Origin of the sequence: Rhodovulum adriaticum (genome assembly GCF_004345735.1) — a bacterium.
GTDB classification, from domain to species: domain Bacteria; phylum Pseudomonadota; class Alphaproteobacteria; order Rhodobacterales; family Rhodobacteraceae; genus Rhodovulum; species Rhodovulum adriaticum.
This window is the reverse complement of record NZ_SLXL01000005.1, coordinates 79428-106150: the sequence shown is the minus strand read 5'-3', so window position 1 is coordinate 106150 and position 26723 is coordinate 79428. Positions and strand designations below refer to the sequence as shown.

Sequence of the window (26723 nt, the reverse complement as noted above, 5' to 3'; positions counted from 1 at the left end):
TGCCCAAGTGCGGACAGGGGCGAAAGGCGGTCGGTCGTCTCAGTCGGGATGGTTCAGACAGGCCGCGCATCCGGTCAAGGCGGCATAATCGTCGGTCAGGGTGTGGATGGCAAATTCTTCCATCAACCCGGCGAACCGCCCCTTGTCGCGAAAGCTGTCAGCCAGTCCCAGCCGGGGCAGGTGCGGGGTCACCGCGCGGGCCACGCCGCCGATCAGGTAGATCCCGCCAAAGGGCAGGTGGTGCAGCGCCAGATCGCCCGCCACGCGGCCCAGCAGCCGGGTATACAGTTCCAGCGCGGCCTCGGCCCCGGCATCGTCGGGGGCGGCGGCGACGATCTGCGAGGCGGTCATGCGTCGGGGCGTGCCCGCGCGCATCGTGACCCAGGCGAACAATGCCTCCACCCCCCGGCCGGACAGCACATCCTCGACCGAGGCAAAGCCGTCCGCCCCGGCGGCATGCTGTGCAAGCGCCAGCTCCTCGGCCCGCATGGCGGGCAGGGTGACATGGCCCGCCTCGGCGGCTGTCGCGATCAGCGCGGACCCGCAGCGGTGAACGGCGCTGACATTCACCCCGGTGCCCAGCCCGATCACCAGCCGCGCCGCCCCGGGCGCCTGCGGCCCGGGCAGCACCGGGGCCAGCGCGCCGCCGGGCAGGTGGTCCAGGGCGTGGCCCTGGGCCTGCAAATCGTTCAACAGCGCGACCCGCCCCGCGCCCGTGACCCCGGCGATATCGGTTTCGGTGACGGTCCAGTCCAGGTTCGTCATCCGGCCCACGCCGTCGCGCACCGGCCCGGCCAGCGCGACGCAGGCCCCCGTCAACGCCGGATGCCCGGCCTGCGCCATGAAGGCCGCCAGCACCCCGTTCAGCCCGTCATGGTCGGCATTGCGATACCGGCGCACGCTGTCGGCCAGCACCTTTGCCCCCTCGGCCAGCGCGACGCGGGTATTGGTGCCGCCGATATCCGCCACAAGCGCGGTCATGTGCCGTCCCCTGTCAGCATTTGGGCCAGCGCGTGCCAGGATGCCTTGGGCGTGCGGCGCTGGGTGTCGACATCCACATGGACCAGACCGAAGCGTTTGCCATAGCCAAAGGCCCACTCGAAATTATCCATCAGCGACCAGACCACATAGCCCCGTAGCGGCACGCCCCGGTCGATGGCTGCACGCGCGGCGCGCAGATGTGCGGCGATATAGGCGATGCGGTCGTCATCCTGAACCTTGCCGTTCTGCACCGTGTCCGGTGCGGCCATGCCGTTTTCGGTGACATAAAGCGGCAGGTCGCCGGTTTGCGCCGCGATCCGGTCCAGCAGGCCGGTCAGCGCGTCGGGCGCGATTTCCCATCCCATGTCGGTTGTTGCGCCCTGGGGCGGGGCGATGCGCCAGCCGGGCCAGGGGCCGGGGGCGGCGTCGATGCGTTTGATCGTGTAGTAATTCACCCCCAGCCAATCCAGCGGGGCCGCAATCGCGGGCATGTCGGCCGCCCAGCCCGGGGGCATGTGGGGGCCAAGCCCCGCCAGAACCGTGTCGGGATATTCCCCGCGCGTCATCGCCCCCAGGAAAAAGCGGTTCATCACCGCGTCGAACAGGTCGGTGGCGGCGTGGGTGGCGGGGCTGTCCGTGGCGGGCTGGGCGGGTTCGAAATTCAGCACCACGCCGCAGTTGTCCATGCCCTCGGCCCGCAGCGCGGCCAGGGCCCGCCCGTGGGCCAGCTCCACATGGTGCATTGCCCGCGCGGTGGCGCGGATGTCGCGCAGGCCGGGCGCGTGGTGCCCCTCGAAATGGCTGAGCCAGGACACGCACCAGGGTTCGTTGATCGTGGCCCAGGACCAGACCCGATCCCCCAGCCGCCGCGCGATCTGCGCGGCGAAATCGGCGAAACGCTCTGCGGTGTCCCGGTTCGCCCAGCCGCCCCGGTCGGCCAGCGCGGCGGGCAGTTCCCAGTGATAGAGGGTCAGCGCCGGTCGCAGCCCGCGCGCCAGCATCGCATCGACCAGCCGGTCGTAGAAATCCAGCCCCTGCGGGTTCAAGGTGCCCCCATCCGGCATCACCCGCGCCCACGAGGTGGAAAAGCGGTAGATGTCGAACCCCGCCCCCGCCACAAGGTCCAGATCGTTCGCGAAGCGGTGGTAATGATCGCAGGCCCGCGCGCCGTCGGCCGCGCCCGCCACATTGCCCGGCGTGGCGGCGAAACTGTCCCAATGTGTGGGGCCTGCACCGCCCGTGCCGTACCCCTCGATCTGGTAGGCAGAGGTGGCGGTGCCGAACAGGAACCCCTTTGGGAAATCGGTGCGGCGGGGCAGCATGGCTAGACCCCGGGGGCGGGGACCACCGGATCGGTGACGACCTGCATTGCGGCCCGTTCGCCCTGTGCCGGGGTGTCGGGGGCGGCGATCCGTTCCAGCAGCATTTCGGCGGCGCGGCGCGCGGTTTCACGGATCGGCGCGCGCGTCCCGGCAAAGCGCGGCGGCGCCTCTGTCCCGCCCATCATGTCGAACACGTCGTCATGGGTGGCCAGCGCAACCTGGCCGCTGCGCTCTGCCACGGCGCGCGCCGCGCCCAGGGCCTGGGGCAAGGTCGCCGTCAGCAGGGCGGTGGGGGGCGTGGCACTGTCCAGCAATGCGGCGGCGGCATCGTGGCCGGCCATCTCGCTCAGCGCGCAATGGCGGATCAGGTCGGGGGCCATGTCCAGCCCGCGCCGCTTGACGACCGAGCGGTAGCCCTGCGCGCGCTGTGCCGACAGCGCCAACCCCGTGGGGCCGTTTATCAGGCCGATCCGACTGTGCCCGCCGCGCAGCAGCAGCCGCGTGGCCTGGCGCGCGGCCTCGACCCCGTTCAGGCCGACCCAGGGATAGGCCGCGTCGACGGTCAGCGGTTGGCCATGCACGACGAAGGGCAGGCGCGTTTCCTCCAGCGCGGCGATATGCGGGTCCAGCACGGCGGGCATGTGCACCAGGGCGCCGTCCACCGCCCCGCGCGCGGCCATGTCGCCATAGGCGGTGGCGGCGGCGGCATCGGTCACAGGGGCCAGCGTGGTTTCGTACCCGGCCGCGGCAAAGGCCTCTGTCGCGCCGGCCACGGCCTCGGCCAGGATGGGATTGGCCAGCATGCCCAGCCAGTCCGCCGGGATCACCTGCGCCACGGCCATCGCCCGCCCGGTGGCCAGCCCGCGCGCCCGCGCGTTCGGGCGGTAGCCATGGTCCTGCGCCGCCTGTTCCACGCGCTTGCGGGTGGCCTCGGCGACCTCGGGATAGCCGTTCAGCGCCCGGCTGACCGTAGTCTGCGACAGACCCAGGAGCCGCGACAATTCCTTGAGGTTCATGTTTCCCTGCCCCCGCGCGTCCCGCGCATTGCCTCGGGGCCAAAGGTTAACGCCGCCGCGGGCGCAGGGTCAAAGGAAAGTGGCAGAGCGCGAGAGCGCGCGGACGCCTCTGCCGCCCTCGGTTGACAGGGCGCGGCCGATGGGCAAGCGTTGGTGCAGAACATTGCCCCGGCCGACCGTGGGCGCGGGGCATCGCAACGATCAGGCGCGGTGCAGCGCGCCGATGGGAGGAGTGCCATGAATACCAAGCGGATGTCCTGTGCGGCCGTCCTTGCCTTGGCGGCCGGAACGGCGCAGGCGCAAGAGTTGCTGTTCGCCCCGGGCGAGGATGCGCGGTTCAACTGGGAGAGTTTCGACAGCTTTTCCGAAACCGATCTGTCCGGCGAGGTTCTGACCATCACCGGCCCGTGGACCGGCGCGGACAAGGATCTGGTCGAAAGCGTTCTGGCCTATTTCGAGGCCGCAACCGGCGCGACCGTGAACTATTCCGGCTCGGACAGTTTCGAACAGGATGTGGTGATCGCCGCGCAGGCCGGTTCGCCCCCCGATATCGCGGTCTTTCCGCAACCGGGGCTGGCCGCGGACATGGCGCGGCGCGGCTATCTGGCGCCGCTGGGGGCGGACACCGCCGAATGGGTGCGGTCGAACTATGCCGCCGGGGACAGCTGGGTCGATCTGGGCACCTACGCGGATGCAGAGGGGCAAGAGGCGCTGTTCGGGTTCTTCTACAAGGTCGATCTGAAATCGCTGGTCTGGTACGTGCCCGACAATTTCGACGAGGCGGGATATGACATCCCCCAGACGATGGAAGAGTTGAAAGACCTGACCGTCACCATCGCCGCAGAGGGCGGCACGCCATGGTGCATCGGCCTGGGGTCCGCCGCGGCGACGGGCTGGCCCGCCACCGACTGGGTCGAGGATCTGATGCTGCGCACCCAGCCGCCCGAGGTCTATGACGCCTGGGTCGCCAACGAGATGCCCTTTGACGATCCGCGCGTGATCGCCGCGATCGAAGAGTTCGGCTGGTTCGCGCGCAACGACGATTTCGTGGCCGGGGGCGCGGCCAATGTCGCCACCACCGATTTTCGCGACAGCCCCGCCGGTCTGTTTTCCTTCCCGCCTGAATGCTACATGCACCGGCAGGCCAGCTTCATTCCCACCTTCTTCCCCGAAGGGGCCGAGATGGGGCTGGATGTCGATTTCTTCTATTTCCCGGCCTATGCGGGCAAGGATCTGGGCACGCCCGTTCTGGGGGCGGGCACGCTGTGGGCCATCATGCAGGACAGCCCGGCCGCCCGCGCTTTTGTCGAGTTCCTGAAAACGCCGATCGCGCATGAGGTCTGGATGGCGCAGTCGGGTTTTCTGACGCCCTACAAGGCCGCCAACCCGCAGGCCTATGCCACCGACAGCCTGCGCGCGCAGGGCGAGATCCTGACCAACGCCACCACCTTCCGCTTTGACGGGTCGGACCTGATGCCGGGGGAAATCGGCGCGGATGCGTTCTGGAAGGGCATGGTCGCCTATACCACCGGCGAGGGGGCCAAGGCAGTGGCCCGGGACATTCAGGCCCGCTGGGACGCGCTGCGGTAGGGCGCGCGGATGTCGCCGCTGGTTCAGGGCCTGGTGACGATCCTGATCGGGGTCGGGGGCTGCGTGGGGTATTTCTACCTTTCCAACCTTGTGCTGGACCGGGTGATCTTTCCGGCGCGCGGGCCCGATCCGGGGCGCAATATCAGCCGGGCGAACGCGGTGCGGCCCTGGCTGTTCCTGTTCCCGGCGATGGCGGCGCTGGGGTTGTACCTGGTCTATCCGGTCGTGGGCTCGTTCTGGCGTTCGCTGTTCGACCGGGACGGGGACGAATTCATCGGGGCGGGCAACTATGCCAGCCTTGCCGCCGATGAAACATTCCGAACGGCGGTGTTCAACAACCTGCTGTGGGTGCTGGTGGTGCCGGCGGCGGCCACGTTCATCGGGCTGGTCTCGGCCCAACTGACCGACCGGCTGCGCTGGGGCAACTTGGCGAAATCCATGATCTTCATGCCGATGGCGATTTCCTTTGTCGGGGCCTCGCTGATCTGGAAATTCGTCTATGCGAACGAGGCCGATATCGGGCTGATCAATGCGATCCGCGCCGCGCTGGGGGCGGACAACCCGGTGGACGTGCTGCAAATCCCGTTCTGGAACAACTTTTTCCTGATGATGGTGCTGATCTGGATCCAGACCGGTTTCGCCATGGTGATCCTGTCGGCCGCCCTGCGCGGCATCCCCGAGGAAACGGTAGAGGCCGCGATCATCGACGGGGCGAACCCCTTTCAGATCTTTTTCCGCATCAAGGTGCCGCAGATCATGGGTACCATCGTAGTGGTCTGGACGACGATCACGATCCTGGTGCTGAAGGTGTTCGATATCGTCTACACGATGACCGGCGGCAATTTCGGCACCCAGATCCTGCCCTCTTACATGATGGGTTACATGTTCCGCGATGACGGGCGGGCGACGGCGGTGGCCTTTGTCATCATGGTGCTGGTGCTGCCGGTGATGGTCTGGAACATCCGCCAGGCCCGCAAGGAGTTACGCTGATGCAGGGCGTCGCGGGGCACAAGTCGCGCCTGACCTGGGCGGTGAACCTGACGGTGCTGGCGCTGGTGGTGTTGTGGCTGATCCCGACCGCGGGGCTGCTGGTGTCCTCGTTTCGCGATCGCGACCAGATTTCCGCCACCGGCTGGTGGCAGGCGCCCTTTGCGGTGGAACAGACCTATCGCATGCGCGCCGATGCGGGCGCGGCGGTGCAGGAGGGCGGGCAATACGTTATTGTCGGCAACGTGTTCGACAGCGACGGCTATGCGGGCGCGGCGGGGCGGGTGACGGGGTTCGGCATCACCGGGCGCGATCCGGCGGGTTTTGCCCCCGGCGCGGTGGCCGATCTGCGGCGCGGCGGCACGGTGAGCGTGCAGCCGGATGGCGCGTTCCGCGTCACCGCGCCCGAGGATTTCGGCCGCCGCGGCCCCAACATCTATTTTCAGGCGGCCACGCCGCCGCGGTTCTCGCTGGACAATTACGCCCGCGTGCTGGGGGCCGATGCGATGGGGCAGGCCTTTATCAACACGCTGACGGTCACGATCCCGGCCACGGTCATCCCCATCCTGATCGCCGCCTTTGCCGCCTATGCCCTGGCCTGGATGGAGTTTCCGGGCCGGGGCCTGCTGATCGCGGCGGTGGTGGGGCTGTTGGTGGTGCCGCTGCAACTGGCGCTGGTGCCGCTGCTGAAACTGCACCAGACGGTCGGCATCGGCCAAAGCTTTGTCGGGATCTGGATGGCCCATACCGGGTTCGGCCTGCCGCTGGCGGTGTACCTGTTGCGCAACTACATGGCCGGGCTGCCCCGCGACATCATCGAATGCGCCAAGGTGGACGGGGCGACCGATTTCCAGGTCTTTACCCGGATCGTGCTGCCGCTGTCGTTTCCGGCGCTGGCCAGTTTCGCGATCTTTCAGTTCCTGTGGGTCTGGAACGATCTGCTTGTGGCCAAGGTTTTCCTGCCCTCCAGCGACGAGGCCAAGGTGATGACGGTCAAGATCGCCGATGACCTGCTGGGCTCGCGCGGGGGGGATTGGGGCATCCTGGCGGCGGCGGCCTTTACCTCGATCGCGGTGCCCTTGTTGGTGTTCTTCACGCTGCAGCGTTACCTGGTGCGGGGGCTGCTGGCGGGTTCGGTCAAATAGGGGGCGGCATGGCGCTGGCAACAGACCCGGAATGGTGGCGCGGCGCGGTGATCTATCAGATCTATCCGCGCAGCTTTCAGGACAGTAACGGCGACGGGATCGGCGATCTGCTGGGGATCGCCCGGCGGCTGCCCTATGTCGCCTCGCTGGGGGTGGATGCGGTCTGGATCTCGCCCTTCTTCACCTCGCCGATGAAGGATTTCGGCTATGATGTCAGCGATTACTGCGATGTCGATCCGATGTTCGGCAGCCTGGCCGATTTCGACTGCATCGTGGGAACGGCGCATGCGCTGGGCCTGCGGGTGATGATCGACCTGGTGCTGTCGCATTCCTCGGATCAGCACCCCTGGTTCGTCGAAAGCCGCGCCAGCCGGGACAATCCGCGCGCCGACTGGTATGTCTGGGCCGATCCGAAACCGGACGGCACGCCGCCCAACAACTGGCTGTCGATCTTTGGGGGCTCGGCCTGGGCCTGGGATGGCGGGCGCGAACAGTATTACCTGCATAATTTCCTCGCCAGCCAGCCCGACCTGAACCTGCATTGCGCTGCGGTGCAGGGCGCGCTGCTGGATGTCGCGCGGTTCTGGCTGGATCGGGGCGTGGATGGGTTCCGGCTGGATACGATCAACTTTTACTTCGCGGACAAGGCGCTGCGCGACAACCCGCCCCTGCCGCCCCAGGATCGCAACGACAACATCGCGCCCCGCGTGAACCCGTATAACCACCAGCTGCACCTCTACGACAAGAACCAGCCGGAAAACCTGGATTTCCTGCGCCGGTTCCGCGCCGTGCTGGATGGCTACGGCGCGGTCGCCCTGGGCGAGGTCGGCGACGCGCAGCGCGATCTGGAAATCCTGGGCGAATATACCGGCGGCGGGGACAAGGTGCAGATGTGCTATGCCTTTCAGTTCCTGGGCAACACGCCGCTGTCGGCGGCGGCCATCGCCGCGCTTTATGCGAAACTGGGCCAGGTGGCCGCCGATGGCTGGGTGTGCTGGGCGATGTCGAACCATGACGTGGTGCGCCATGTCACGCGCTGGCATCTGTCGCCCGCCGCGCTGCGCGCCTATCTGACACTGCTGATCTGCCTGCGCGGCACTGTCTGCCTGTACCAGGGGGAGGAGTTGGGCCTGCCCGAGGCCGAGGTGCCCTTCGAGGCGCTGCAAGATCCCTATGGCATCGCCTTCTGGCCAGAGTTCAAGGGCCGCGACGGCTGCCGTGCCCCCATGGTCTGGCAGGAACAGGGCCTGCATGGCGGGTTTTCCGCAGCGCCCCATACCTGGCTGCCGGTGCCGCCTGCGCATCTGTCCCACGCGGTCGATGCGCAGGAACACGCGCCCGAGGCGATCATTCACCACTACCGCCGGGCCATCGCGTTTCGCCATGCCAACCCGGTGCTGGCCCGTGGGGCGCTGACGGACATGCGGGCCGAGGGCGATGTGCTGATATTCGAACGCGTTGCGGGGGACGTGCGGATGTTCTGTGCGATCAACCTAGGGGACGCGCCGGCCGCGCTGGACCTGCCGCCGGGCGATTGGCTGGCCGTGGGGGGTGAAATCAACGCCGCCCATCCCGGCACCGACGGGCGGGTGCATCTGGGGCCGTGGCAACCCTGCCTGATGCTGAACAACAAGGGGGCAGGCTGATGGCGGAACTCAAGCTGTCGGGCATTGGCAAAAGCTTTGGCCCGGTCGAGGTGCTGAAAGACATCGATCTGCATATCGACACCGGCGAATTCATCGTCTTTGTCGGCCCTTCGGGCTGTGGCAAGTCAACGCTGTTGCGGATGATCGCGGGGTTGGAGCGGATCACCGCAGGCACGCTGGAAATCGACGGCGTGCGGATGAACGATGTACCGCCCGCCAGCCGGGGCATTGCGATGGTGTTCCAGTCCTATGCGCTGTACCCGCACATGAGCGTTCGGGATAACATGGCCTTTTCCCTGAAGATCGCCGGGAAAAGCCGGGCAGAGATCGACGCCGCCGTGGCCCGCGCGGCGCAGACCCTGCAACTGGACCCCTATCTGGATCGCCTGCCCAAGGCCCTGTCGGGCGGCCAGCGCCAGCGCGTCGCCATCGGCCGGGCCATCGTGCGCGACCCCAAGGTCTATCTGTTCGACGAACCGCTCTCGAACCTTGACGCGGCCCTGCGCGTGGCCACCCGGATCGAGATCGCCCAACTGGCCGAGGCGATGCCGGACAGCACGATGATCTACGTCACCCACGACCAGGTAGAGGCGATGACCCTGGCCGACCGCATCGTGGTTCTGGCCGACAAGGGCATCGCCCAGGCCGGTCCGCCGCTGGAGTTGTATGAAAAACCCCGGTCGGAATTTGTGGCCCGGTTCATCGGCAGCCCCGCGATGAACCTGCTGCCCGGCGAGGTGGCCGAAACGGGCGAGGTCACGCAGGTCCGCATGGCCGCAGGCGGCGGCCTTGTCGCGGCCAATATCCCGACCCGCCCGGGCGACAAGGGCATGGCCGTCAATGTCGGCATCCGGCCAGAGGATCTGCGCCCGACCGACGGGGCGGCGCATGCCTTTGCCGGGCAGGTCGAGATTGTCGAGGCCTTGGGCGAGGTCACGCAGCTGCATTTCGCGCCGCATGCCGACGGCGCCGATCCGGTGGTGGCCAAGCTGCCCGGCATCCATACCGGCCTGCGCGGGCAGACCCTGCGCATGGCGGCCGATCCGGGCCGGGTGCACCTGTTCGCGGGGGGCGTGTCGCTGCTTTACCGCTGAGTGGGGCGCCTTGCCCATTGCGCGGCGATGGTCCGCGCCAGATCGTGCCTCGACAGCGCCCGCGCCCCGCCGCCCGGCGTCGCCTCGACATAGCCGATCAGGTCAAAGGGCAGATCGCCGCTCAGCGCCCCGGCCACGATGCCGTCGATCAGGATCGTTTCGCGCGTGACAACCGGGGTGCGCGGCAGGTCTGCCGCGGGGAACATCAGTGCGATCAGCTCGGCACAGAACAGGGCCGAGGGATCGCCCGCGTCGAATCGCATATCGAACGGCACCCCCATCCGCGCCAGCCCCCGGCGCAGCACCGCAGCCCGATCCACCCCGCGCGGGCGCAACGCCACGACAGTGTCGGTATCCAGCACCACATCGCCCCCGATCAGGCGCACGCCGCCATCCACGGATTCCAGGTAGGTGTTGCCCGCCGCGATGCTGTCGCGCCAGGGGGCCAGCGCAGGCAGGTGCCACAGCCCGGCCGCGCGCAGCTGCGCCTCTGTCCCGATATAGACGGCCCCGTGGGTGAATTGACCGGGGATCAGCAGGCCGGAGACCCGGTTGTCCGAATGAAAGAACAGCACATCCATCGGCCGCAACGCGTCCTCCAGCAGGGTGCGTGCGGCGGGCTGCCCACTCATCCAACCGGGGCGCAACTGGATCAGGCCCAGGCGGCGCAGCGGCTCTGCATTGGCATCGGCAAGGCGGATCATCCAGTCGGGATAGGCCCCGATCCGATCGCAACACCCGGCCAGGATCTCGGCCGGTGTGCCATCGGGGGTGTCACCGCCGGGGAGGAGGGGGGTGCATCCGGCCAACGCCGCGGTCAGCGCACAGGCCAGCCCCGCGATCCGGTATGGGCGCCAACGGCCCCTCACACCACGCCCCATCCGGTAAAGTGCGGAAACATCACCGCAGGCGCGCGTAACGCATAGACCGGTAGGGAAACCAATCGCTTAGAGTGGATTTCTGGAGATTTGGTGGAGCCAAGGGGAGTCGAACCCCTGACCTCTTGCATGCCATGCAAGCGCTCTCCCAACTGAGCTATGGCCCCGACCTTGTGCAACCCTTCCGGCTTGCCCGCGTGTATCTATGGAAGCGGCGGGGGGAGTGCAAGCAAAAAATTTGCCCCGCCGCGGCCCTCAGTTTTCGTCGTCGTCGGCGGACACGTCCGCGATATCGTCAAGCGACACGCTGTCGTCGTCATCGTCGTCCAGCACGTCGTCGCCCAGGTCGACATCGGTCGCCTCGTCGTCCTCGATCACCTCTTCGTCGTCGCTCAGGTCGCTGGCGGGCGCGGCCTTGGCGGGCGTGGCCTTGTCCTGGGTCAGGCTGCGGCTCTTGCCGGGCGACAGGCTGTCCACCGAAAAACTGTGCCCACAAGAGGGGCAGGTCATCGGATCGCGCTGCAGGTCATAAAAGCGGGTGGAGCAATTCGGGCACACACGCTTTACGCCCCATTCTTCCTTGGGCATGAAGATCCTCTTGCGTCATGTCTTTTCGCGGTCGCAGTCCCGTGCCACAAAGCCCCCTGTGTGTCAAAGCTCTTTTGATCCACCCGGAACGCAAGACACGAGGCAAGGATGCGCGCCACCCGCCTGCCCGGCGACCCGGCCATCGACGTGACGCTGCGCCGCTCGGCGCGGGCGCGGCGCTATTCCCTGCGCATCTCGCAGCTTGACGGACGGGTGACGCTGACCTTGCCCAGATCCGCGCCCCTGGCCGAGGGGCTGTCCTTTCTGCGGGAAAAGGAGGGCTGGATTCGCCGGCACCTGTCGGGCCGCCCGCCGGACATTGCCATAGGCTGGGGCATGGATGTGCCGTTCCGGGGGGACGCGCTGCCGATCGTGGCGGGCAGTGGCCGCGGCGCGCGGCTGACCGCGCAGGGGCTGGCCGTGCCCGGCCCCGCCGAACAGGTGCCTGCGCAGGTCCGGGCCTTCTTGCGGATGCAGGCGCGCGAGGCGCTGGCTGGGGCGGCGGATGTCCATGCCGGGACGCTGGGCCGCCCCTACGGACGGTTGACCCTGCGCGATACGCGCTCGCGATGGGGGTCCTGCTCGTCACGGGGTGATCTGATGTTTTCCTGGCGGTTGATCATGGCCCCGCCGCAGGTGCTGGATTACGTCGCCGCGCACGAGGTCGCGCACCTGGCCGAGATGAACCATTCGCCAGCTTTCTGGTCGGTGGTGGCCCGGCTGATGCCCGAATACCAGGCCCCGCGGGCCTGGCTGCGTGAAAACGGGGCGGACCTGCACCGGCTGCGCTTCGGCGATTGACGCTGGCCGGGTTTGTGATCACAATTATCCCATGCTGATCCAGACCCGCCCGGGCGAAGGCGGCAGCGCCGCCCATGACCGGCTTTACCGCGCCCTGCGCACCCAGATCATGCACGGCGAACTGACGCCGGGCGCCGCCCTGACCCTGCGCGGTATCGGCCGTCAATTCGGCGTGTCGATGACCCCCGCGCGCGAGGCGGTGCGCCGTCTGGTGGCCGAGGGCGCGCTGACCCTCTCGGCCTCGGGGCGGGTGTCCACGCCGGAACTGTCGAACGAACGGATCGAGGAACTGGCCGCCCTGCGCGCGCTTCTGGAACCCGAACTGGCCAGCCGTGCCCTGCCGCGCGCGCATATGGCGCTGATCGAGCGGATGCAGAAGATCAACGGCCAGATCGGCGAGGTGGTCAGCCGCGGCGATGCGGTCGCCTATATCCGGCTGAACCTGGAGTTCCACCGCGCGCTGTACCTGCGGGCGCAGGCCCCCGCGATGCTGGCCATGGCCGAAACCGTCTGGTTGCAACTGGGGCCGACGATGCGCGCGCTTTACGGCCGCCTGCGCCGGACCGAACCGCCCCAGCATCACCGTATGATCCTGGCCGCCCTGCGCGCGGGCGACGAACCGGCGCTGCGGCTGGCCGTCCGCGCGGATGTCACCCAAGGCCTGCGCATGCTGGCGAACTGACCGCGCCCCTTCTTCTTCTTGGAAAAAATGCCCATGGCGCGACGGAACCGCAGGCGGCCCCCGTAAAAGACTTGGCGGGCCGGTCCCCGGCCCAAGTCGATGGCCCGCCGCCCGCGCGACCCCCGCGCGGTGTGGGCGGCGGGAATGATCCTGCCGCCCATGGCGTTTCCGGTCGCGGTGCCGCGCCGGAAAAACCCTTCGGCCCGGCGGTTAGCTGTGGATCGGCCCGTCGCCGCAGGCCAGCGCCGCCTCGCGCACGGCCTCGGAATAGGTGGGGTGGGCGTGGCAGGTGCGGGCCAGATCCTCGGCCGCGGCGCCGAATTCCATGGCGACACAGATTTCGTGGATCAGCTCGCCCGCCGCGGGGCCGATGATATGGGCGCCCAGGATACGGTCGGTTTCCGCATCGGCCAGGATCTTGACGAAACCGTCGGCGGCGAAATTCGCCTTGGCCCGACCGTTGCCCATGAAGGAGAACTTGCCGACCTTGTAGGCGCGGCCCGCCTCTTTCAGGCTGTCCTCGGTCTTGCCCACGCTGGCGACCTCGGGGTGGGTGTAGATCACGCCCGGGATCACGTCGTAATTCACGTGCCCCGCCTGGCCGGCCAGGATCTCGGCCAGGGCCATGCCCTCGTCCTCGGCCTTGTGGGCCAGCATCGGGCCCTCGATCACGTCGCCGATGGCATAGATCCCGTCAACGGAGGTCTTGTAATGGGCATCCGTGGCGATCTGGCCGCGCTTGGTCATCTCTACCCCCAGCCCGTCCAGCCCCAGCCCCTGGGTAAAGGGTTTGCGGCCCGTGGCGACCAGCACCACATCGGCGTCCAGCTGGTGTTCGCTGTCATCCTTGCGCAGGGTATAGGCGACCTTGGCCTTGGTCTTCAGCGCCTCGACCCCCTGCACGGCGGCGCCGGTGACGATTTCCAGCCCCTGTTTTTTCAGCAGCGTGCGGAAGTTGCGCGCAACGTCGGTATCCATGCCCGGCGTGATCTGGTCCAGGTATTCCAGCACCGTGACCTCTGCCCCCAGACGGGCATAGACCGAACCCAGTTCCAGCCCGATCACGCCCGCGCCGATCACGGCCAGTTTCTTGGGCACCTTGGGCAGGCTAAGCGCGCCGGTAGAGGAAACGACGGTGTTTTCGTCGATTTCCACACCCGGAATGCTGGCCGGTTCGGACCCCGAGGCGATGATGATGTGTTTGGCGGTATGGGTTTCCTCGCCCACCTCGACCGCGCCGGGTTCGGGGATGCGCGCCCAGCCCTTGATCCAGTCGACCTTGTTCTTCTTGAACAGGAACTCGATCCCCTTGGTGTTCTGGCCGATCACGTCGTCCTTGTAGGATTGCATCTGCGCCCAGTCGACCGAGGGCGATTTGCCCTTCAGACCCATCTGGGCAAAGTTGTGCTCAGCCTCGTGCAACTGGTGGCTGGCATGCAGCAGCGCCTTGGAGGGGATGCAGCCCACGTTCAGGCAGGTGCCCCCCAGCGTTTCGCGCCCCTCGACGCAGGCGGTTTTCAGGCCAAGCTGCGCGCAGCGGATGGCGCAGACATAGCCGCCGGGGCCGGAGCCGATGATGATGACGTCGTAATTTGCCATTGGAGCCTCCTATCGGGGCGTGTCGTGGGGTGTTGGGCGGAGAGGGGGGCTGTCTGCCCCCCGCCGCGCCTGCGGCGCGTCCCCCCCGAGGGTATTTGGACCAAGAAGAAGGTCATATCAGTGCGGCCAGGGTCATCAGGATCGTGGCCGCGAAACCGGCCGCCCAGATGTAGGACCGCGCGGGCACCCAGCCGCGGATATAGCCGGGCACATAGGCGATGCGGGCGGCCAGGTAGATCCAGGCGCAGAGCGCGGTGAACCAGGTGGATTGGTCGGAGACGGTGATCAGGACCACCGCCGCGGTGAACAGGATCAGCCCCTCGAAATGGTTGTTCAGCGCCCGCTGCGCGCGGGAGGTCTGGCGCGAGAGCTGGTCGGCGGGCGGTTCGTCGCGCGGCGAGAGGGTGTATTCGGTGCCCAGTTCCCGATTGGCGGGGACCGCCAGCAGGGTGAACTGGACCGCCTGAACGAGGATGGCGAGGGCGAGGGCGTAGAGTTCGGGGGTCATGGGTCTTCGCGCTCCACCGCGATTTCATCAACAGGGTGTTTCAGTCTGAAGACGGAAAAGCCATTGGCGTTGAGCCATTTTCGGGCTTCGGTCGAATTGAAGCCTTCGCGCCCGGTGGCGGCGCGATAGGCATCCTTGACGCCGACCACCCAATGGACATCCCCGGGTTTCATTCCTGTGTCGCCGGGCATTGCTTACAAATCCATCAACAACCTTCTCGGATCCTCCAGCGCCTCTTTCACGCGCACCAGGAAGGTCACGGCGCCCTTGCCGTCGACGATCCGGTGGTCGTAGCTGAGGGCCAGGTACATCATCGGGCGGATGACGATTTCACCGTTCACCACCACGGGGCGGTCCTGGATCTTGTGCATCCCCAGGATGCCCGATTGCGGCGGGTTCAGGATCGGCGAGGACATGAGCGAGCCGTAGACCCCGCCGTTGGAGATGGTGAAGGTGCCGCCCTGCATTTCCGCCATGGACAGTTTGCCGTCGCGGGCGCGGGTGCCCATTTCGGCGATTTTCTTTTCGATCTCGGCAAAGCCCATGGAATGGGCGTCGCGCAGCACCGGCACGACCAGGCCGTTCGGCGTGCCCACCGCGATGCCCATATGCACGAAGTTCTTGTAGACGATTTCCGTCCCGTCGATTTCGGCGTTGACCTCGGGCACCTCTGACAGGGCGTGGCAGCACGCCTTGGTGAAGAAGGACATGAAGCCCAGTTTCACGCCGTGTTTCTTTTCGAAGAGATCCTTGTATTCGCGGCGCAGGGCCATGACGCCGGACATGTCGATCTCGTTATACGTGGTCAGCATGGCGGCGGTGTTCTGCGCGTCCTTCAGCCGCCGGGCGATGGTCTGGCGCAGGCGGGTCATCTTGACCCGTTCTTCGCGCGCGGCGTCCTCGGCCGGGATGGGGCCGCGGGCCGCATCGGGGGCGGGCGCGGGTTTCGGGGCCTCGGCCGGTTTGGGGGCGGGTTTCGGGGCCTGCGCCGCGCGCTGGACATCCTCTTTCATGATGCGGCCGTCACGGCCGGTGCCTTGCACATCCGCGGGCGACAGGCCCTTTTCGGCCATCAGCTTTTTCGCCGAGGGGGCGTGTTCCACGTCCTTGCCGTCGCCGGATGCGGCGGCCGGGGCCTCGGGTTCCGGGGCCGGGGTAGAGGCGGGGGCGCCTGCGCCGGTGGTCATGGTGGCCAGTTTGCCGCCGGCCTGCACGGTTTCGCCCTCACCGGCCAGGATCTGGCCCAGGGTGCCGCTTGCCGGGGCGGGCACCTCGACCGAGACCTTGTCGGTTTCCAGCTCGCACAGCATTTCGTCGCGTTCGACGGCGTCGCCGGGCTGCTTGAACCACGACGACACTGTCGCCTCTGCCACGCTTTCGCCCAGGGTGGGGACCATCACGTCGATCTCTTCACCGCCCTGGTCGGCCTCGGCGGTGGCCTCTTCGGCCACGCTCTTGCCGCCGGTGTCCGCCGGAGAGGCAGCCGCGCCCTCGGTGATGGTGGCCAGCAGCGCGTCGACCGACACGGTTTCGCCCTCGGCCGCGACGATTTCGGCCAGGGTGCCGGCGGTGGGTGCGGGCACCTCGACCGTGACCTTGTCGGTTTCCAGCTCGCACAGCATCTCGTCGGCGGCGACCGCGTCGCCGGGCTGCTTGAACCAGGTGGCGACGGTGGCTTCGGTGACGCTTTCGCCCAGGGTGGGCACGCGGACTTCTGTGGACATGAATTTACCCTTCGATGGTCAGCGCGTCGTTCACGAGCGCGGCTTGTTGTGCCTTGTGCGTGCTTGCCAGGCCCGTGGCGGGCGAGGCGGCGGCGGGGCGGCCGGCGTAGCGGGGCCGGCCATGCTTGGCGTTGATGCGGGTCAGGACCCATTCCAGGTTGGGTTCGATAAAGGTCCAGGCGCCCTGGTTCTTGGGTTCCTCCTGGCACCAGACAATCTCTGCCTCGCGGAAGCGTTGCAATTCCTTGACCAGGCTGAGCGCCGGGAACGGATAGAACTGTTCCAGCCGCATCAGGTAGACATCGTCGATGCCGCGGGCGTCGCGTTCCTCCAGCAGGTCGTAATAGACCTTGCCCGAGCAGATCACGACGCGCTTGATTTCCTCATCCGGCTTGAGCTGGAAATCCGAGGCGCGGTGGGTTTCCGCATCATCCCACAGCACCCGGTGGAAGGAAGAGCCGGTCAGGAAGGCCTTGGCCTCGGACACCGCCAGGCGATGGCGCAGCAGGGATTTCGGCGTCATCAGGATCAGCGGCTTGCGGAAATCGCGGTGCAACTGGCGGCGCAGGATGTGAAAGTAGTTGGCCGGGGTCGAGCAGTTGGCGACGATCCAGTTATCCTCGGCCGACATTTGCAGGAAACGTTCCAGCCGGGCGGAAGAGTGTTCCGGCCCCTGACCCTCGAACCCGTGGGGCAGCAGGACCACAAGGCCCGACATCCGCAGCCATTTGCGTTCGCCGCTGGAAATGAACTGGTCGAACATGATCTGGGCGCCGTTGGCGAAATCGCCGAACTGGGCCTCCCACATCACCAGGGCGTTGGGTTCGGCAAGGCTGTAGCCGTATTCGAAGCCCAGCACCGCATATTCGGACAGCATCGAGTCGATGACATCGTATTTCGCCTGTCCCTTGCGGATGTGGTTCAGGGGAAAATAGCGTTCCTCGGTGTCCTGGTTGATGATCGCGGAATGGCGCTGGCTGAAGGTGCCGCGCGCGCTGTCCTGCCCGGCCAGGCGCACCGGGTACCCCTCGGTCAGCAGCGAGCCAAAGGCCATCGCCTCGGCGGTGGCCCAGTCGAAGCCTTTGCCGTTGGCGAACATCTCTTTCTTGGTTTCCAGCAGGCGGCCCACGGTGCGGTGCGGGTTGAAGCCGTCGGGCACCGTGGTCAGGGCGGTTCCAAGGGCCTGCATGGTTTCTTCGGAAATCGCGGTATCGCCGCGCTGGTAATCATCGCCGCCACCGCGGGTGATATGCGACCAGCGCCCGTCCAGCCAGTCGGCCTTGTTCGGCTTGTAGTCTTTGCCGGCCTCAAATTCCTCGTTCAGGTGCGCCTGGAACGCGGCCTTCATGTCCTCGATCTCGCCCTCGGGGATCAGCCCGTCCTGCACCAGCCGTTCAGTATACAGTTGCAGGGTCGTCTTGTGCTTTTTGATCTTCTTGTACATCAGGGGGTTGGTGAACATCGGTTCGTCCCCCTCGTTGTGGCCGAAGCGGCGATAGCAGAAGATGTCGATCACCACGTCCTTGCCGAATTTCTGGCGGAACTCGGTCGCGACCTTGGCGGCGTGGACTACCGCCTCGGGGTCGTCGCCGTTGACGTGGAAAATCGGCGCCTCGACCATCAGCGCGATATCGGTGGGGTAGGGCGAGGACCGGCTGAAATGCGGCGCGGTGGTGAACCCGATCTGGTTGTTCACCACGATATGCATCGTGCCGCCGGTGCGATGGCCCACCAGCCCCGACATGCCGAAACATTCCGCAACGACACCCTGGCCCGCAAAGGCCGCGTCGCCATGCAGCAGCACGGGCAGAACCGTCTTGCGGTCATGGTCGTTGGCCTGTTCCTGCTTGGCGCGGGTCTTGCCCAGCACCACGGGGTTCACGGCCTCCAGGTGGCTGGGGTTGGCGGTCAGCGACAGGTGGACCGGGTGGCCGTCGAATTCCCGGTCGGACGAGGCGCCCAGATGGTATTTCACGTCGCCCGAACCGTCCACGTCCTCGGGCTTGAAGCTGCCGCCCTGAAACTCGTGGAAAATGGCGCGGTAGGGTTTGCCCATCACGTTGGCCAGCACCGACAGGCGCCCGCGGTGGGGCATCCCGATCACCAGTTCCTGCACCCCCAGGGCGCCGCCGCGCTTGATGATCTGCTCCATCGCTGGGATCAGCGCCTCGCCCCCGTCCAGGCCGAAACGCTTGGTGCCCATGTATTTGACATGCAGGAACTTTTCAAAGCCTTCGGCCTCTACCAGCTTGTTCAGGATGGCGCGCCGACCCTCGCGGGTGAACTTGATTTCCTTACCCAGACCCTCGATCCGTTCCTTCAGCCAGGCGGATTGCTCAGGGTCGGAAATATGCATGTATTGCAGGGCAAAGGTGCCGCAATAGGTGCGTTTGACGATGGTCAGGATCTCGCGGATCGAGGCGACCTGCAGCCCCAGCACGTTGTCGATGAAGATGGGCCGGTCCATGTCGGACTCGGTAAAGCCATAGGAACCGGGGTCCAGTTCCGGGTGCGGCGTGGGGTTGTTCAGCCCCAGCGGGTCCAGATCGGCGACCAGGTGGCCCCGGATACGATAGGCCCGGATCAGCATCAGCGCCCGGATACTGTCCAGCACCGCGCGCTTGATGTCGTCGTCGGTGACCTCGACGCCCTTTTCCTGGGCCTTCTCGCGGATCTTTGTCTCGGTTGCCTTGACCTCTTGCACCGGGGGTAGACCGGGCCATTGCCCGTCCAGCGCGGCGGTCAGGTCGTCGGCGGGCGCGGGCGGCCAGTCGCGGCGGGCCCAGCTTGGCCCTGCGGCCTCGCGTTTGACGGACACCTCGTCATCGCCCATCTCGGCGAAGAAGCGTTGCCACTGCTCGTCCACCGAGGCCGGATCGTTGGCGTAGCGCGCGTAAAGCTGTTCGACATATTCTGCGTTGTGGCCCTGCAGGAAGCTTGTGCCGTGAAAGGCGTCGTTCGCGCTTTGGTCGGTCATTGAAGTACCTCTTGCGGGTTGGGACCGTATTTGTTGGGGCCGGGGTCCGAGGGGCGGGACAGCCACCAGATCACCAGCAGCGGTGAAATCAGCAGAACCAGCGCCGCGACGATCAGAACGATGCCGACGAAACCGGCCAGCGTCTGCGCGGCCTCGTTCCCTGCGGATACGTCCAGGCCATCGACCAGCCCGGCAAAGCTGCCCATGCCGACCATCACGATCAGCGGGTAGATCATGAACAGGCCGGAGCGACCGGTATCGTGCATCCGCCGCCAGCCGGCGGACAGCCCCGGAATAAGTGTGCCGAGCGCAAAGGCCGCGGCCAGCGGGCCGTTCGACTGGACCGAGATGCCGGAAGCGGTGACGTTGCGCGTCCCCCCGAACAGGGCCAGGTCGATGGCCGCCGTCACGGCGTTGCCCAGCAGCAGGAACAACACGAACCACCAGTATTCGGGGCGCGAGGCGCGCCCCGAAAAGGTGAAGTATTTGGCAAGGCATGTCCTGACGGAGCGTGCAAAGCCCATGGTTCCTCCCTTGGCGGTCGGTCTTTCTAGCCGATCGCCTTCAGCACGGCCTGGCCCAGTTCGGCCGGGCTGTCGGCGACAACGATCCCGGCGGATTTCATCGCCTCGATCTTGTCTTCGGCGCCGCCCTTGCCGCCGGCAACGATCGCGCCCGCGTGGCCCATGCGGCGGCCCGGCGGGGCCGTGCGCCCGGCGATAAAGCCTGCGGTGGGTTTCGACCGGCCCTTTTTCGCCTCGTCCTTCAGGAACTGGGCGGCCTCTTCCTCGGCCGATCCGCCGATTTCACCGATCATGATGATGGATTCGGTTTCATCGTCGGCCAGGAACCATTCCAGCACGTCGATATGTTCGGTGCCCTTGATCGGGTCGCCGCCGATGCCGACGCAGGTGGATTGGCCAAGGCCCACATCGGTGGTCTGCTTGACCGCCTCATAGGTCAGCGTGCCCGAGCGCGAGACCACGCCGACGCTGCCGCGCTTGTGGATATGGCCGGGCATGATGCCGATCTTGCAGGCATCGGGCGTGATGACGCCGGGGCAGTTGGGGCCGATCAGCACGCAATCGCTGTCGGCCAGCGCGCGTTTCACCGTCATCATGTCCATTACCGGGATACCCTCGGTGATGCAGACGATCAGCGGGATTTCGGCATCGATGGCCTCAAGGATGGAATCTGCGGCAAAGGGCGGGGGGACATAGATCACCGACGCATTCGCCCCGGTCTTTTGCACCGCCTCGTGGCAAGAGTTGAAGACCGGCAGGTCCAGATGCGTCTGCCCGCCCTTGCCGGGGGTGACCCCGCCGACCATCTGCGTGCCATAGGCGATGGCCTGTTCGGAATGGAAGGTGCCCTGCGAGCCGGTGAAGCCCTGGCAGATGACCTTGGTGTTTTCGTCTACGAGTACGGCCATGAAGGCGTTCTCCTTACTCTGACACGCTTCCGCGCATTATTAACTATGTCTCGGAGGCGATTACCGCCCCACCTAGTTTCTTTCCTTCCGCTTTGCCGCGGTGCGAGTGATGGAGCCGAAATACCTCGAAATGGTCTGGTGTGTTTTTCACAACATATACGGCGTCGATCTTCGCTCTTCTGAACGACGTTTCGATCTCGTGCATTGCAGATTTCCAGTCGTCGAAGAGTCCCAAGTCTCTGTAAAGGTTTCCAGATTGACGAAATAGCGCTGCGGATACAGGGCCGTTTCGCAAGAGACAAACATCTTGCATTTGGTTGCTGTATATTGTGTCTAGCCGATCCGGATCACTGAGGCGCTGTTCTTTGATCATCACCACGATGACGACCAAAATGACAAAGCAGATAATTGCTACTGCTTCGAGGGCACCCATCTGCCTTACCCCTTCACCGCCGCCACGATCTTCACCGCCGCATCACTCAAATCATCCGCCGCGATCACGTCCAGGCCGGAATTGTTGATGATGTCCTTGCCCTTTTCGACATTGGTGCCTTCCAGCCGGACCACCAGCGGCACTTGCAGGCCGACCTCTTTGACGGCCGCGACCACGCCCTCGGCGATCACGTCGCAGCGCATGATGCCGCCGAAGATGTTGACCAGGATGCCTTTGACGTTGGGATCGCTGGTGATGATCTTGAACGCCTCTGTCACCTTTTCCTTGGTGGCGCCGCCGCCCACGTCCAGGAAGTTGGCGGGTTCGGACCCATACAGTTTGATGATGTCCATCGTGGCCATGGCCAGCCCCGCGCCGTTGACCATGCAGCCGATTTCACCGTCCAGCGCGATATAGTTCAGGTCGTATTTCGACGCCTGCAACTCCTTGGGGTCTTCCTCGGTCTCGTCGCGCAGGGCCAGGATATCCTCGTTCCGGTACAGCGCGTTGGAGTCGAAGCCCATCTTGGCGTCCAGGCATTTCAGATCGCCCGCCTGCGTCACGATCAGGGGGTTGATCTCCAGCATCTCACAGTCTTTTTCGGTAAAGCATTTGTAAAGCTGGCCCATCAGCCGGACGCATTGCTTGACCTGCTGGCCCTCCAGCCCCAGCGAAAACGCGATGCGGCGGCCGTGATAGGGCTGATACCCCGTCACCGGATCGACGCTGAAGGACAGGATTTTTTCGGGGGTGCTGGCGGCGACATCCTCGATGTCCATGCCGCCCTCGGTCGAGCAGACGAAGGCCACGCGGCTGGATTGCCGATCTACCAGCAGGGCAAGGTACAATTCGCGCTCGATGTCCGAGCCGTCCTCGATATAGACGCGGCCGACCTGTTTGCCCGCCGGGCCGGTCTGGTGCGTGACCAGCGTGCGGCCCAGCATCTTGCGCGCCTGTTCGGCGGCCTCGCCCACCGATTTGGCGATGCGGACGCCGCCCTTTTCGCCGGCTTCTTCCTCGATGAACCGGCCCTTGCCGCGGCCGCCGGCGTGGATCTGCGCCTTGACCACCCAAAGCGGGCCGTCCAGTTCGCCGGCGATGGTCTTGGCCTCTTCGGCGCGGGTGACCACATGGCCGTCCGACACCGGCGCGCCGTAGCTGCGCAGCAGCGCCTTGGCCTGGTACTCGTGGATATTCATGCAACTGTCCCGTACTGGTTGGTTTCCCAACTTCTAAGCACAGGACAGGGGTGCGACGAAACGCCTTTCCACAGGAATTATCGGGATTTCGTCATGTTTTTGGGGTTTGTGATCACACCCGCAAAAGATGTGATCACAAAGCAGCCCGTGCGCTGGTTCAGCCCAGCGACTCGTCGATGCCCTTGCAGGCGGCGACCAGCCCTTCGACGGATTCGACCGATTTGTCGAACATCGCCTGCTCGTCCTTGTTCAGCTTGATGTCCACCACGCGTTCGATGCCGTTGGCGCCGATCACGGTGGGCACGCCCACATACAGGCCCTTCAGCCCCAGGGCGCCATCGACCCAGGCCGCGCAGGGCAGCAGGCGCTTCTGGTCCTTCAGATAGGCCTCGGCCATCTCGATGGCGCTGGTGGCCGGGGCATAGTAGGCCGAGCCGGTTTTCAGCAGGCCCACGATTTCGGCGCCGCCGTCGCGGGTGCGCTGCACGATGGCGTCCAGCTTGTCCTGCGTGGTCCAGCCCATCGACACCAGATCGGGCAGCGGGATGCCGCCAACGGTGGAGTAGCGCGTCAGCGGGACCATCGTGTCGCCATGCCCGCCCAGAACGAAGGCGGTCACGTCCTTCATCGAAACATCGAATTCCACGCTCAGGAAGTGGCGGAAGCGCGCGCTGTCCAGAACGCCGGCCATGCCGACGACTTTTTCGTGGGGCAGGCCCGAATACTCGCGCAGCGCCCAGACCATCGCGTCCAGCGGGTTGGTGATGCAGATCACAAAGGCGTCGGGGGCGTTGTCGCGGATGCCCTCGCCCACCGCTTTCATGACCTTCAGGTTGATGCCCAGCAGGTCGTCGCGGCTCATCCCCGGTTTGCGCGGCACGCCGGCGGTGACGATGCAGACATCGGCGCCCGCGATATCGGCGTAATCGGTGGTGCCCTTCAGCGCGGCGTCAAAGCCCTCGGACGGGCCGCTTTCGGCGATGTCCAGCGCCTTGCCCTGCGGCACACCGTCGGCGATGTCGAAAAGAACGACGTCGCCCAGTTCCTTGATCGCGGCGAGATGGGCGAGCGTGCCGCCGATCTGTCCCGCGCCGATAAGAGCGATCTTGGGTCTGGCCATGTCTGTCTGTTCCCTAGTCTTGTTGGTTTCGGCGCGATGGGTAGACGTTTGCCGCCCATCGCGCAAGTGTGCCGCGATGCAGCATCCCCGCGCCCGGCTTTCGCGCGGGGGCCTGTCCGGGCTAAGCTGCCCTGTCCCCAAACGCTTGGCAGAGGTCTGCGCGGTGCTTGTCCTTGATCCGGTTTTCCTGGCGGCCACGGTGCCTGCGGTGCTGTTCGCTGGCATTTCCAAGGCGGGCTTCGGGTCCGGTGCGGCCTTTGCGGCGCTGGCGATTCTGGCCCTGATTCTGGAACCGGCGCAGGCGCTGGGGCTGATGTTGCCGCTGCTGATGCTGATCGATGCGGCCACCCTGCGCCCCTATTGGCGAGGGTGGGACTGGCCCAACGCGCGGCTGCTGATCCTAGGCGCGCTGCCGGGCGTGGTGCTGGGCGCGGCGCTGTACCGGGTGGCGGCGCCGGACGTGATCCGGTTCCTGATCGGGGCGGTGGCGCTGGCCTTCGTGGCTCCAGGCGGCCGTTCGCTTGCGGCTGCTGCGCTACCGGGTGCGGCCGTTCCAGGCGCGGGCGGGGCTGGCGGCGGGTGTGGTGGCCGGGTTCACCAGCTTCGTCAGCCATGCGGGCGGGCCGCCGGTGGCGGTGTTCCTGCTGGCGCAGGGTCTGTCGAAAACCGTCTATCAGGCGACGACCGTTCTGGTTTTCTGGGCGATCAACCTGTTCAAGTTCGTACCTTACGCGTTCCTGGGGATTTTTACCGCCCAGACCCTGCTGGCCGATCTGGTGCTGGCGCCGGTGGCGCTGCTGGGGGCGTGGCTGGGGGTGCGGGCGCACCGACTGGTGCCCGAGGGGCTGTTTTTCGGGATCACCTATGTCGCCCTGACGTTGACGGGGCTGCGGCTGATCTGGGTGGCGGTCGCCTAGGCGTCAGGCCTCCTCATCGGACAATGCCCCGCCGGGCGCCGCGCCAAAGGCATCGCCGGCCGCGACCACGCAGGACAGCCCCGAGGGCAGGGTGGCCAAGATCGTCCAGCTGCCCGTGCGGGGATTGGCGAATAGCTCGACCAGCGCGTGATCGCCGACAAGGCCGGTGGCCTGCAAGGCCTCGCCATAGTGTTGTGCAAGCTGCACCAGCGCTTCGGCGCGGGGGGCGCAGGGATCGGCCATCGCCGGGATCGGCAGGGCAAGGGCGGCAGCGACAAGAAGCGGGCGCATCGGGCTGATCCTTTCGGGCAGGTGCGGGGGCCTAAAACCTGCGCGAGGGGGGGTGAATGCCGCCTTACCCCTGCGCGCGCCCGTTTCTGCGACGCGGCATAATAGGGGTTGCGCAATATGTCCCGGCTGTGATGGTTTGCGCAACAAAATGACCCGAGGTTAGAATCAATGGATCCACGCGCCCGCCCGTTCCGCTCCGTCCTTTATATCCCCGGCTCGAAAGAGCGCGCCCTGGAAAAGGCCAAGACCCTGCCCGTGGACGCGATCATCTTTGACCTGGAAGATGCCGTCGCGGTCGAGGAAAAGCCCGCCGCGCGCAGCCTGCTGACCGAAACGCTGAAGGCCGGGGGCTATGGCCCGCGCTTCAAGATCGTGCGCGTCAACGGGCTGGACACCGAATGGGGCCGCAAGGACGTGCAGGCGATGGCCTTTGCCGGGGCCGACGCGGTGCTGCTGCCCAAGGTGGAAAAGACCGCCCAACTGGACGAGCTGTCCGAGATGCTGCCGGGCATGCCGCTGTGGGCGATGATGGAAACGCCGCGCGGCATCCTGAACGCCGATGCCCTGGCCGCCCATCCCCGGCTGGAAGGCTTTGTCATGGGGACCAACGACCTGGCCAAGGAGCTGGGCTGCCGGTTCCGCCCCGACCGCCTGGCGATGATGAGCAGCCTGACCCATTGCCTGCTGGCCGCGCGCGCCCATGGTGTGGTGGCCGTCGATGGCGTCTACAACGCCTTCAAGGACGAGGAGGGGCTGATGGCCGAATGCGAGCAGGGCCGCGACCTGGGCTTTGACGGCAAGACGCTGATCCACCCTGCCCAGGTTCCCACCGCCAACGCCGCATTCGCCCCCAGCGAAGAAGAGATCGACCTGGCCCGCCGCCAGATCGCCGCCTTTGAAGAGGCCGAGAAAAACGGCCAGGGGGTCGCTGTGGTGGATGGCCGCATTGTCGAGAATCTGCATATCGTTACCGCACGGGAAACGCTGGCCAAGGCAGCCGCGATTGCGCAACTGGAGGCTTCGACATGATGTATCTGGTCCTGGGCGTTCTACTGTGGAGTATCGCCCACCTGTTCAAACGTTTGTTCCCCGCGGCGCGGGCAAAACTGGACGATCTGCTGGGCAAATGGTCCAAGCTGATCTTCATGGTGCCGCTGGTGGCCTCGGTCGTGCTGATGGTGATGGGCTATCGCGGCAACGAGGCGCCGGTGGTCTACACCACGCCGGCCTGGACGGTGCACCTGAACAACACGCTGATGCTGCTGGCGGTCATCTTCTTTGGTGTGGGGCAGTCGAAAAGCAACGCCCGCCGCTGGTTCCGCCATCCCCAGCTTTACGGGTTCTTGACCTGGGTCGTGGCGCACCTGCTGGTGAATGGCGATCTGGCCTCGATCATCCTGTTCGGCGGTCTGGGCCTGTGGGCGATCGCGGAGATCATTCTGATCAACCGTCAGGACAAGGCGGTCACGCGCTATTCCGGCGGCTCGCTCAAGGGCGATCTGCGCCTGCTGGGCATCGGCATCGCGCTGTACCTGGTCATCATCGGGCTGCACATCTGGGCCGGTGTCTGGCCGCTGCCGGTCAGTGCGTGATGCGCCGCTATCGCCTGTTGACCGAGGTCGATACCGCCGCCTTCTGCCAGAAGGTGACCAAGGCGCTGGCCGATGGGTGGGAGCTGTACGGCTCCCCCGCCTATGCCCATGACCCGGTCAGCGGGCAGATGCGCTGCGCACAGGCGGTGATCCGCGACGAAACGGGGGAGGATGCCCCCGAAACACAAGGAAAGGCATGAG

General features: G+C 66.3%; 26 protein-coding genes, 1 tRNA gene and 1 pseudogene. 11 read left to right on the top strand and 17 right to left on the bottom strand.

The window, feature by feature from the left end; all coding sequences use genetic code 11:
• Positions 1-39: 39 nt before the first annotated feature.
• Genes EV656_RS09420 through EV656_RS09410 form a run of 3 tightly spaced genes read right to left on the bottom strand, consistent with a single transcriptional unit; the run spans position 40 to position 3319 of the window.
• Complete coding sequence (locus EV656_RS09420; RefSeq protein WP_132602804.1) at positions 40-981, bottom strand: glucokinase; 942 nt, start codon at positions 979-981, stop codon at positions 40-42.
• The gene (locus EV656_RS09415; protein ID WP_132602801.1) at positions 978-2303 is read right to left on the bottom strand and encodes a GH1 family beta-glucosidase; all 1326 of its coding nucleotides are present in this window, start codon (positions 2301-2303) and stop codon (positions 978-980) included. Before EV656_RS09415 ends, EV656_RS09420 begins: the two co-directional genes overlap by 4 nt.
• 2 nt (positions 2304-2305) lie before the next feature.
• A complete protein-coding gene (locus tag EV656_RS09410; protein ID WP_132602798.1) occupies positions 2306-3319 on the bottom strand; it encodes a LacI family DNA-binding transcriptional regulator in 1014 nt (337 codons plus the stop codon).
• A gap of 237 nt (positions 3320-3556) precedes the next feature.
• On the opposite strand from EV656_RS09410, the gene EV656_RS09405 reads away from it, so the two are divergent.
• The 5 genes from EV656_RS09405 to EV656_RS09385 are packed head-to-tail and all read left to right on the top strand — an operon-like array spanning position 3557 to position 9781.
• Positions 3557-4909 (top strand): ABC transporter substrate-binding protein, encoded by a 1353-nt coding sequence (locus EV656_RS09405; RefSeq protein ID WP_132602795.1) that lies wholly within the window; start codon positions 3557-3559, stop codon positions 4907-4909.
• Positions 4910-4918: 9 nt separating this feature from the next.
• Positions 4919-5899: a carbohydrate ABC transporter permease gene (locus EV656_RS09400; RefSeq protein WP_132602792.1), complete on the top strand. Its 981-nt coding sequence runs from the start codon at positions 4919-4921 to the stop codon at positions 5897-5899.
• The gene (locus EV656_RS09395) at positions 5899-7041 is read left to right on the top strand and encodes a carbohydrate ABC transporter permease (RefSeq protein WP_132602789.1); all 1143 of its coding nucleotides are present in this window, start codon (positions 5899-5901) and stop codon (positions 7039-7041) included. The genes EV656_RS09400 and EV656_RS09395 overlap by 1 nt, the downstream gene beginning before the upstream one ends.
• 8 nt (positions 7042-7049) lie before the next feature.
• Positions 7050-8687 (top strand): alpha-amylase family glycosyl hydrolase, encoded by a 1638-nt coding sequence (locus tag EV656_RS09390; RefSeq protein WP_132602786.1) that lies wholly within the window; start codon positions 7050-7052, stop codon positions 8685-8687.
• Positions 8687-9781 (top strand): ABC transporter ATP-binding protein, encoded by a 1095-nt coding sequence (locus EV656_RS09385; protein ID WP_132602783.1) that lies wholly within the window; start codon positions 8687-8689, stop codon positions 9779-9781. The genes EV656_RS09390 and EV656_RS09385 overlap by 1 nt, the downstream gene beginning before the upstream one ends.
• On the opposite strand, the gene EV656_RS09380 is transcribed toward EV656_RS09385, so the two are convergent.
• The 3 genes from EV656_RS09380 to EV656_RS09370 form a co-directional block, all read right to left on the bottom strand.
• Positions 9772-10650 (bottom strand): YiiX/YebB-like N1pC/P60 family cysteine hydrolase, encoded by an 879-nt coding sequence (locus EV656_RS09380; protein WP_132602780.1) that lies wholly within the window; start codon positions 10648-10650, stop codon positions 9772-9774. The two genes, EV656_RS09385 and EV656_RS09380, sit on opposite strands and share 10 nt — an antisense overlap.
• Before the next feature lie 100 nt (positions 10651-10750).
• Positions 10751-10826: transfer RNA gene (locus EV656_RS09375), tRNA-Ala, on the bottom strand.
• A gap of 88 nt (positions 10827-10914) precedes the next feature.
• Positions 10915-11247 (bottom strand): TIGR02300 family protein, encoded by a 333-nt coding sequence (locus EV656_RS09370; protein ID WP_132602777.1) that lies wholly within the window; start codon positions 11245-11247, stop codon positions 10915-10917.
• A 108-nt stretch (positions 11248-11355) separates the two neighbouring features.
• Here EV656_RS09370 and EV656_RS09365 point away from each other — a divergent pair, with 108 nt between their 5' ends.
• Together EV656_RS09365 and EV656_RS09360 are read left to right on the top strand one after the other, a co-directional pair.
• On the top strand, positions 11356-12048 hold the full coding sequence (locus EV656_RS09365) for a M48 family metallopeptidase (RefSeq protein ID WP_132602774.1): 693 nt from the start codon (positions 11356-11358) through the stop codon (positions 12046-12048).
• A gap of 31 nt (positions 12049-12079) precedes the next feature.
• Positions 12080-12730, top strand: coding sequence for a GntR family transcriptional regulator (locus EV656_RS09360; protein ID WP_132602771.1), 651 nt, complete (start codon positions 12080-12082; stop codon positions 12728-12730).
• 210 nt (positions 12731-12940) lie between these two features.
• Here the strand turns inward: EV656_RS09360 and lpdA are convergent, their stop codons facing one another.
• From lpdA to mdh, 10 genes are all read right to left on the bottom strand, one after another.
• Positions 12941-14329 (bottom strand): dihydrolipoyl dehydrogenase, encoded by a 1389-nt coding sequence (gene lpdA, locus EV656_RS09355; RefSeq protein WP_132602768.1) that lies wholly within the window; start codon positions 14327-14329, stop codon positions 12941-12943.
• Between the two features lie 112 nt (positions 14330-14441).
• Positions 14442-14837 carry an MAPEG family protein gene (locus tag EV656_RS09350; protein ID WP_132602765.1) on the bottom strand — a complete coding sequence of 132 codons (396 nt, stop codon included), beginning with the start codon at positions 14835-14837 and terminating at the stop codon, positions 14442-14444.
• Complete coding sequence (locus EV656_RS09345) at positions 14834-15028, bottom strand: hypothetical protein (RefSeq protein ID WP_132602762.1); 195 nt, start codon at positions 15026-15028, stop codon at positions 14834-14836. The genes EV656_RS09350 and EV656_RS09345 overlap by 4 nt, the downstream gene beginning before the upstream one ends.
• Positions 15029-15031: 3 nt before the next feature.
• Complete coding sequence (gene odhB / locus EV656_RS09340; protein ID WP_132602759.1) at positions 15032-16561, bottom strand: 2-oxoglutarate dehydrogenase complex dihydrolipoyllysine-residue succinyltransferase; 1530 nt, start codon at positions 16559-16561, stop codon at positions 15032-15034.
• A gap of 4 nt (positions 16562-16565) precedes the next feature.
• Positions 16566-19538, bottom strand: coding sequence for a 2-oxoglutarate dehydrogenase E1 component (locus EV656_RS09335; protein ID WP_132602756.1), 2973 nt, complete (start codon positions 19536-19538; stop codon positions 16566-16568).
• Positions 19535-20062 carry a DUF805 domain-containing protein gene (locus tag EV656_RS09330; protein ID WP_132602753.1) on the bottom strand — a complete coding sequence of 176 codons (528 nt, stop codon included), beginning with the start codon at positions 20060-20062 and terminating at the stop codon, positions 19535-19537. Before EV656_RS09330 ends, EV656_RS09335 begins: the two co-directional genes overlap by 4 nt.
• Before the next feature lie 26 nt (positions 20063-20088).
• On the bottom strand, positions 20089-20970 hold the full coding sequence (gene sucD / locus EV656_RS09325; RefSeq protein ID WP_132602750.1) for a succinate--CoA ligase subunit alpha: 882 nt from the start codon (positions 20968-20970) through the stop codon (positions 20089-20091).
• A 43-nt stretch (positions 20971-21013) separates the two neighbouring features.
• Entirely contained in the window at positions 21014-21403 is a 390-nt protein-coding gene (locus tag EV656_RS09320; RefSeq protein WP_132602747.1) for a hypothetical protein, read from the bottom strand.
• 5 nt (positions 21404-21408) lie between these two features.
• On the bottom strand, positions 21409-22602 hold the full coding sequence (gene sucC, locus EV656_RS09315) for an ADP-forming succinate--CoA ligase subunit beta (RefSeq protein ID WP_132602744.1): 1194 nt from the start codon (positions 22600-22602) through the stop codon (positions 21409-21411).
• A gap of 157 nt (positions 22603-22759) precedes the next feature.
• Positions 22760-23722, bottom strand: a complete 963-nt coding sequence (gene mdh, locus EV656_RS09310) for a malate dehydrogenase (protein WP_132602741.1) — start codon at positions 23720-23722, stop codon at positions 22760-22762.
• A 163-nt stretch (positions 23723-23885) separates the two neighbouring features.
• Between mdh and EV656_RS09305 the strand changes: the two are divergent.
• Positions 23886-24639 (top strand): annotated as a pseudogene (locus EV656_RS09305) (sulfite exporter TauE/SafE family protein).
• Positions 24640-24642: 3 nt separating this feature from the next.
• On the opposite strand, the gene EV656_RS09300 reads toward EV656_RS09305, so the two are convergent.
• Entirely contained in the window at positions 24643-24930 is a 288-nt protein-coding gene (locus EV656_RS09300) for a hypothetical protein (protein ID WP_132602738.1), read from the bottom strand.
• 168 nt (positions 24931-25098) lie between these two features.
• Between EV656_RS09300 and EV656_RS09295 the strand changes: the two genes are divergently transcribed.
• The 3 genes from EV656_RS09295 to EV656_RS09285 are packed head-to-tail and all read left to right on the top strand — an operon-like array spanning position 25099 to position 26722.
• Positions 25099-25959 carry an HpcH/HpaI aldolase/citrate lyase family protein gene (locus EV656_RS09295; protein WP_132602735.1) on the top strand — a complete coding sequence of 287 codons (861 nt, stop codon included), beginning with the start codon at positions 25099-25101 and terminating at the stop codon, positions 25957-25959.
• Positions 25956-26522 carry an NnrU family protein gene (locus tag EV656_RS09290; RefSeq protein WP_132602732.1) on the top strand — a complete coding sequence of 189 codons (567 nt, stop codon included), beginning with the start codon at positions 25956-25958 and terminating at the stop codon, positions 26520-26522. Before EV656_RS09295 ends, EV656_RS09290 begins: the two co-directional genes overlap by 4 nt.
• Positions 26522-26722, top strand: coding sequence for a DUF1737 domain-containing protein (locus EV656_RS09285; protein WP_132602729.1), 201 nt, complete (start codon positions 26522-26524; stop codon positions 26720-26722). Before EV656_RS09290 ends, EV656_RS09285 begins: the two co-directional genes overlap by 1 nt.
• Position 26723 lies beyond the last annotated feature (1 nt).